The sequence below is a fragment of the Brevundimonas sp. EYE_349 genome, assembly GCF_023147505.1.
GTDB lineage: Bacteria > Pseudomonadota > Alphaproteobacteria > Caulobacterales > Caulobacteraceae > Brevundimonas.
Window position 1 is genome coordinate 1 of record NZ_JAHXPB010000016.1, and the last position, 6368, is coordinate 6368.

Annotated in this window: 7 protein-coding genes and 1 pseudogene; 4 read left to right on the plus strand and 4 right to left on the minus strand. The window is 66.4% G+C overall.

Annotated elements, in window-relative coordinates:
* Window positions 1–118: pseudogene (locus tag KZX42_RS17050) on the plus strand (IS5/IS1182 family transposase); the annotation flags it as partial.
* A gap of 176 nt (window positions 119–294) precedes the next feature.
* Here the strand turns inward: KZX42_RS17050 and KZX42_RS17055 are convergent.
* Together KZX42_RS17055 and hppD are read right to left on the minus strand one after the other, a co-directional pair.
* A complete protein-coding gene (locus KZX42_RS17055; RefSeq protein ID WP_248121361.1) occupies window positions 295–480 on the minus strand; it encodes a hypothetical protein in 186 nt (61 codons plus the stop codon).
* Window positions 481–1581, minus strand: a complete 1101-nt coding sequence (gene hppD / locus KZX42_RS17060) for a 4-hydroxyphenylpyruvate dioxygenase (protein ID WP_248121363.1) — start codon at window positions 1579–1581, stop codon at window positions 481–483.
* 225 nt (window positions 1582–1806) lie between these two features.
* Between hppD and KZX42_RS17065 the strand changes: the two genes are divergently transcribed.
* From KZX42_RS17065 to KZX42_RS17075, 3 genes are read left to right on the plus strand one after another with little or no spacing between them, the layout of a single operon-like run.
* Window positions 1807–2382 carry a YqaA family protein gene (locus tag KZX42_RS17065; RefSeq protein WP_248121365.1) on the plus strand — a complete coding sequence of 192 codons (576 nt, stop codon included), beginning with the start codon at window positions 1807–1809 and terminating at the stop codon, window positions 2380–2382.
* A gap of 39 nt (window positions 2383–2421) precedes the next feature.
* Window positions 2422–2967: a disulfide bond formation protein B gene (locus tag KZX42_RS17070; protein ID WP_248121367.1), complete on the plus strand. Its 546-nt coding sequence runs from the start codon at window positions 2422–2424 to the stop codon at window positions 2965–2967.
* Between the two features lie 8 nt (window positions 2968–2975).
* Window positions 2976–3539: a demethoxyubiquinone hydroxylase family protein gene (locus KZX42_RS17075; protein ID WP_248121369.1), complete on the plus strand. Its 564-nt coding sequence runs from the start codon at window positions 2976–2978 to the stop codon at window positions 3537–3539.
* A 245-nt stretch (window positions 3540–3784) separates the two neighbouring features.
* Here KZX42_RS17075 and KZX42_RS17080 read toward each other — a convergent pair whose 3' ends face one another.
* Entirely contained in the window at window positions 3785–4987 is a 1203-nt protein-coding gene (locus KZX42_RS17080; RefSeq protein ID WP_248121371.1) for an acetyl-CoA C-acyltransferase, read from the minus strand.
* Window positions 4988–5136: 149 nt separating this feature from the next.
* Window positions 5137–6045, minus strand: a complete 909-nt coding sequence (locus KZX42_RS17085) for an SDR family NAD(P)-dependent oxidoreductase (RefSeq protein ID WP_248121372.1) — start codon at window positions 6043–6045, stop codon at window positions 5137–5139.
* Window positions 6046–6368 lie beyond the last annotated feature (323 nt).

Consider the following 6368-nt stretch of genomic DNA (forward strand, 5'->3'; position numbering starts at 1 on the left):
GCTCAAACACAGCCGCCGACTGGCGACCCGATACGACAAGACCGCCGACAGCTTCCTCGGTTTCGTCCTCGTCGCTTCAATCCGCCTGTGGGTCAGGCACTTTGTCCACACCACCTAGCTTGCGCCATTCATGCTTCCAGACCGGCAGGCCGCCGACGTTGCCGTGATCATGTTCTGGTCCAACGTGTGTGCGCTGCCATGCCATCGGTCGAGCTTGTCTGAAAGCGTGACCGCAATCCACCCATATCAGACCCCGATCCGGCCCGCTTCCATAAGAGACCGATCTCTCGCCCCTCACCCCCGGTGGTGCAGCCGTTTCCACACCTGATAGCCCACGATGGGCGCGAAGCCGCAGATCAGGGCGGTGAACAGCACCACCCAGAACCCGCCGCCCAGCCAGTATTCGCCCGCCAGGGCCCCGGCGCCGGCCGCAAGGACCGGGCCGAGCCAGGGCAGCCATGTCGGCGGCCGCATCTTCATTCAGGCGTCGACCTTGATGACGCCGCGACGGATCTGGTCCAGCTCGATGGAATCGAACAGGGCCTGGAAGTTGCCGTTGCCGAAGCCTTCGTTGCCCTTGCGCTGGATGATCTCGAAGAAGATCGGGCCGAAGGCGTCCTGGGTGAAGATCTGCAGCAGCAGACCCTCTTCGTCCGAACCGTCGATCAGGATGCGGTTCTTGCGCATCCGCTCCACGTCCTCGCCGTGCCCCGGCAGGCGTTTGTCGATCAGTTCGAAATAGGTCTCGATGGTGTCCTGGAAGTCCACGCCGCGCTCGCGCATGGCCTCGACCGTCTCGAAGATGTTCTCGGTGGTCAGGGCGATGTGCTGGATGCCCTCGCCGTTGTAGCGACGGATGAACTCCTCGATCTGGGAATTCTCGTCCTGGCTTTCGTTCAGCGGGATGCGGATGGCGCGGTCGGGCGCGATCATGGCCTGGGAGAACAGGCCCGTGGCCTTGCCCTTGATGTCGAAATACTTCTGCTCCTCGAAGTTGAACACCGAGCCGTAGAAGCCCGACCAGGTCCGCATCTGGCCGCGACGGACGTTGTGGGTCAGGTGGTCCAGCACCTCCAGGCCGACGCTGTTCTTGCGCTCGGCCTCCTCCCAGCCCTCGATCTCGTCCCAGGCGTCGTAAAGCGAACCTTCGTCGCCATATTGGTCGATGACATAGAGCAGGCTGCCGCCGATGCCTTCCAGGATATAGGGATAGTCGTCGCCCAGCGCCCCGCCGTTCACGCCTTGCGCGGGCTTGGCCCCGCGTTCGACCGCGCCCTCATAGGCGGCCTTGGCGTCGGTGGTGCGGAAGGCCATGCCGTTGGCCGAGGGGCCGTGGTCGCGGGCGAAGTCGGCGGCGTGGGCGGCCGGCGAACGGTGCACCAGGAAGCTGATGTCGCCCTGTTTCAGCCTGACGACGTCGGTCCTGGGGTTCACATGGGTCTGGGTGAAGCCCATCGTCTCCAGGCGCGCGATCATCGCCTTGGGCTCGGGCCCGGTGAATTCGACGAATTCGAAACCGTCGACGCCGAGGGGGTTCTCCAGATCCAGCTTCTCGACTTCGGCCTTGGTCATGTCGTTCATGGCGCGTCTCCCGCACAGATTTTGAGGCGGTCTTACCCGGAAGGGGCCGCCGATTGGGGCGGAACCTAGTCATGGAAGTCCACGGAGCCAAGACGAAGCCACGGGGACGTGATGACCGGCCCGGGCGCCAGCGACGGTTTGCGTCAGGTGCGGGCGGATGACGCGACGGCGCGCGGCGTGTTATCCGCATCGTCAAAGGGCGTCGGTTCGACGCCGAGGATTCCCATGCTTCGCAAACTGTATGACCGCGTGTTCGAACTGGCCCGCAGCCGGCACGCGACCAAGGCTCTGGCTGTGGTCTCCTTCGCCGAGAGTTCGTTCTTTCCGATCCCGCCCGACGTGATGCTGGCGCCGATGATCCTGGCGCGGCCGCAGAAGGCGTATTTCTATGCTGCGGTCTGCACCGTCGCCTCGGTGCTGGGCGGCGTGCTGGGCTACGCCATCGGCTATTTCCTGACCGATCTGGGCCTGGCCATCATGCGGGTGTTGGGCCATTCGGACGGGCTTGAGCAGTTTCGTCAGTGGTTCGATCAGTGGGGGCTGTGGGTCATTCTGGTCAAGGGACTGACGCCCATTCCCTACAAGCTGGTGACGATAGCATCGGGCCTGGCGGCGTTCAGTTTCCCGATCTTCATCGCGGCGTCCGTGGCGACACGGGGCGGGCGGTTCTTCCTGGAGGCGTGGATCCTGAAACGCTGGGGTCCGGCCATGCTGGCCCAGGTGGAGAAGCGGCTGGCGCTGTGGACCGGGGTGGGCCTGGTCGCCCTGGTCGGGCTGATCGTCGTGCTGAAGGTTCTGTAAGTCGACGGATGCGGGCGGGCGCGGTAAGAGCGAAGCACGATGACAGACGCCTATCGCCTTCTGACCCGTTGGTGGACCGCCTTCGCCCTGGCCGCGTCGCTGGCCATGCTGGGCGCCGCCCATGCGTTCGAGCGGTTCGGCGGGCTGGCGCCGTGCAATCTGTGCCTGAAGCAGCGCGAGGTCTATTGGGCCGCCGTCGTGGTGGGGGCGGTGGCCACGGCCTGGACCCTGTTCAGCGGCGGACGACGCGGCACGCCGCGCATCGCCGCCTTCCTGCTGGCCGCCGTCTTCGCCACGGGGGCGATCACGGCCGTCTTCCACATGGGCGGCGAGTATAGATGGTGGGCCCTGCCGGCGACCTGTTCGCCCGGCGGCGGCGCCATCGACATGGACAGTCTGGCGGCGCTGGCGCTGGGCACGGGACCGGTCGTCAAGGTGATCGGCTGCGGCGATGTGGCCTGGAGCTGGCTGGGCCTGTCGATGGCCGGGTGGAATGCGATCATCAGCGCCGCATTGGCCGTGTTCAGCCTGCTGGCCGCCAAACGGCCCAAGGACGCCCGCGCGCCCCGGATCGAAAAGGCCTGACATAGATTATGAGCGGCTCCATTCCTCTCCCCCGCCCCGGACAAGGCGCCGACAAGGCCCGGATGGACGAAATCCTGCGCGTCGATCACGCGGGGGAATATGCGGCGGTGCTGATCTATCGGGCGCAGAAGGCCGTGTTCGAGGGGCGCAAGGCCCATGGCGACATGGCGCGCGACCTGTCGGAGATGCAGGATCAGGAGGCGGTGCATCTGGACCGCTTCAATCGCCTGCTGAACGAACGCCGGGTGCGGCCCACGGTGATGACGCCCCTGTGGCGGATCGCGGCCTCGGCCCTGGGCGCCGGCACGGCCCTGATGGGCGAAAAGGCCGCCCACGCCTGCACCGAGGCGGTCGAGAGCGTGATCGAGAAACACTATGCCGACCAGATCGCCGAGATCGGCGAGCGCGACCCGGCCTTGGCCGCCGAGCTGAAACAGTTCCGCGACGAGGAAATGGCCCACCACGACCACGCCGTCGAACACGGCAGCCGCGAAGCGCCCGCCTATCGGCTGCTGTCGGGTGTGATCAAGGCGGGCTGCAGGGTCGCGATCAAGATCAGCGAGAAGGTTTAAACCGTCTCCTCCCTGCGGAGCGGGGATGGGACCACGGAGTGGTGGAGGGGCTCTTGAAGACCCACAGACGTCTGCGATGCGGCGAAGACCCCCTCCATCTCTCCGCTTCGCTCCGCGCCACCTCCCCGTGAATAGGGATGAGACGATGGTTTCTCCTCAGAAAATCTCGAACAGGCCGGCCGCTCCGCTTCGAAACGCTGGCGTTTCGAAGCCTTGTCTTCTGTGGGCGCGGCTTTCGGCCGTTCTCAGAAAATCTCGAACAGGCCGGCCGCGCCCATGCCGCCGCCGATGCACATGGTGACGACGCCGTATTTGGCGCCGCGACGCTTGCCCTCGATCAGGACGTGGCCGGTCATGCGGGCGCCTGACATGCCGTAAGGGTGGCCGATGGAGATGGCGCCGCCCGAGACGTTCAGACGCTCGTCGGGAATGCCCAGCTGATCCTGGCAATACAGGACCTGGGCGGCGAAGGCCTCGTTCAGTTCCCAGATGCCGATGTCGTCCACCGTCAGGCCGTGACGCTTCAGCAGTTTGGGCACGGCGTAAACGGGGCCGATGCCCATCTCGTCCGGTTCGCAGCCCGCGACGGCCATGCCGCGATAGGCGCCGAGCGGCTGCAGATTGCGCTTCACCGCCTCGCCGGCCTCCATGACGACGCAGGCCGAGGCGCCGTCCGACAACTGCGAGGCGTTGCCGGCCGTGACGAACTCGCCCGTCTGGATCTCCTCGCCGCCGCCGAAGACGGGCTTGAGCGCCTGGAGCCCTTCCAAAGTGGTGTCAGCGCGGTTGCCCTCGTCCTTGGACAGGGTCACCTCCTTGGACGAGGTCCGGCCGGTCGCCTTGTCCATGACCAGCATGGTCGTGGTCATCGGTACGATCTCGGCGTCGAACCGGCCGGCGGCCTGGGCGGCGGCGGTGCGTTGCTGGGACTGGAGGGCGTAGGCGTCCTGACGCTCGCGCGACACGCCATAGCGGCGCGACACCACCTCGGCCGTCTCCAGCATGGACATATAGATGTGGGGCGACAGCTTCAGCAGCGCCTCGTCCTTCATCCGGTACAGGTTCATGTGCTGGTTCTGGACCAGGGAGATGCTTTCGAGGCCGCCGCCGACCGCCATCTTCTGCTGGTCGAAGACGACCTGTTTGGCCGCCGTCGCGATGCCCATCAGGCCCGAGGCGCACTGGCGGTCCAGGCTCATGCCCGGGACGGAAGAGGGCAGGCCGGCGGCCAGGGCGATCTGGCGGGCCACATTGGTTCCGGTCGAACCCTGCTGCAGGGCCGCGCCCATGACGACATCCTCGATCTCGGCCGGATCGACGCCGGCGCGCTGAACCGCGTGTCGGACCGCATGGGCGCCGAGGCTCTGCGCCTGGGTGTCGTTGAAGGCGCCGCGATAGGCGCGGCCGATGGGGGTGCGGGCGGTGGAGACGATGACGGCTTCGCGCATGGATGCTCTCTGTCCTGGGCCTATCGCGCGTTCGCGCTACTTGAGGCCATTTCTGTTTGGCCTATCGCGCGTTCGCGCTACTTGAGGCCGGTTTCCTCTCCGAACACGATAGGCGCCTCACGTCGCGTCAACGCAAGGCGCCTTCTTGTTCAGCCGCCGTGCGCCTTCTGGGCCTTGGTCAGTTCGATCATGCCCTGGGCGGCGCCCATGTCCGGCACGATCTCGCCGGCGCGGTCCGAGATGGCGTCAAAGCGGGCGGCGACCTGTTCGGGCGCGTCGTCGCCGGCGATGAAGTCGCCTTGGGTCAGGGTGACATAGGCGCGCTCGAACCCGCCGGCGCCGGCGGCCAGGATGGCGCGGCTGGGGGCGTCGCGGCTGACCAGATACAAAAGGCCAGGCGTCACCAGGGCCGGAGCGAGGGCCTCCAGCGGCAGGGCCGCGCCCAGGTCCTCGGTCATGCGGGTGTGGGCGGTCGGCGCCAGGCAGTTGACGCGGATGTCGTTCTTGGCCCCCTCGATGGATAATGTCTGCATCAGCCCGACCAGCGCCATCTTGGCGGCGCCATAGTTCGATTGCCCGAAGTTGCCGTACAGGCCCGAGGACGAGGTGGTCATCACGATCCGGCCATAGTTCTGACCCCGCATGATCTCCCACACCGCCTTGGTGCAGTTGACCGCCCCCATCAGGTGAACGTCGACGACGAAGCGGAAATCCTCCAGCTCCATCTTGGCGAAGGACTTGTCGCGCAGGACGCCGGCGTTGTTCACCAGGATGTCGATCCGGCCCCACTTGGCCACGACCTGATCGACCATGGCCTGGACGGCGGCGGCGTCGGTGACCGAGGCCGCATTGGCCATGGCCTCGCCGCCCGCCGCCTCGATCTCGGCGACAACGGCCTCGGCGGCCGTGGCCGATCCGCCCGAGCCGTCGCGCGCCCCGCCCAGATCATTGATCACCACCTTTGCCCCGCGCGCCGCCAGCGCCAAGGCGTGCTCGCGCCCCAGACCGCCGCCGGCCCCCGTCACGATCGCCACCTGTCCGTCGAACCGCATCGTCATAATCGCTCCCTTTCGCGGGCTGCCAATGTGTTGAAATGGCGCCACAGTGGACACAATCATAATCTGGGAGCGGAACCGCGCGCCAGCCTCGCCGTTTGGATCGCGAATGCTGTGCTAGTGCGCAGCTTCGCGCATTCACACAGTGAGGAAGCTATGAAGCTCAAACTTCTCGCCTCCGTCGCCGCGGTCGGGCTGTTCGCAGCCGGCGCCGCATCGGCGGAACCCAATGGTTGGTACGGCGCCATCGACGCCGGTTATCACACCATGGACGACATCACGGCCGAGTCGTCCACCACCGGCGCAAGCTGGAAGTATGAAGTGAA

Excerpts from the sequence above, each read along its gene's own strand:
- KZX42_RS17055 (WP_248121361.1), bottom strand. The coding sequence starts at position 480 with ATGAAGATGCGGCCGCCGACATGGCTGCCCTGGCTCGGCCCGGTCCTT.
- hppD (WP_248121363.1), bottom strand. The coding sequence starts at position 1,581 with ATGAACGACATGACCAAGGCCGAAGTCGAGAAGCTGGATCTGGAGAAC.
- KZX42_RS17065 (WP_248121365.1), top strand. The coding sequence starts at position 1,807 with ATGCTTCGCAAACTGTATGACCGCGTGTTCGAACTGGCCCGCAGCCGG.
- KZX42_RS17070 (WP_248121367.1), top strand. The coding sequence starts at position 2,422 with ATGACAGACGCCTATCGCCTTCTGACCCGTTGGTGGACCGCCTTCGCC.
- KZX42_RS17075 (WP_248121369.1), top strand. The coding sequence starts at position 2,976 with ATGAGCGGCTCCATTCCTCTCCCCCGCCCCGGACAAGGCGCCGACAAG.
- KZX42_RS17080 (WP_248121371.1), bottom strand. The coding sequence starts at position 4,987 with ATGCGCGAAGCCGTCATCGTCTCCACCGCCCGCACCCCCATCGGCCGC.
- KZX42_RS17085 (WP_248121372.1), bottom strand. The coding sequence starts at position 6,045 with ATGACGATGCGGTTCGACGGACAGGTGGCGATCGTGACGGGGGCCGGC.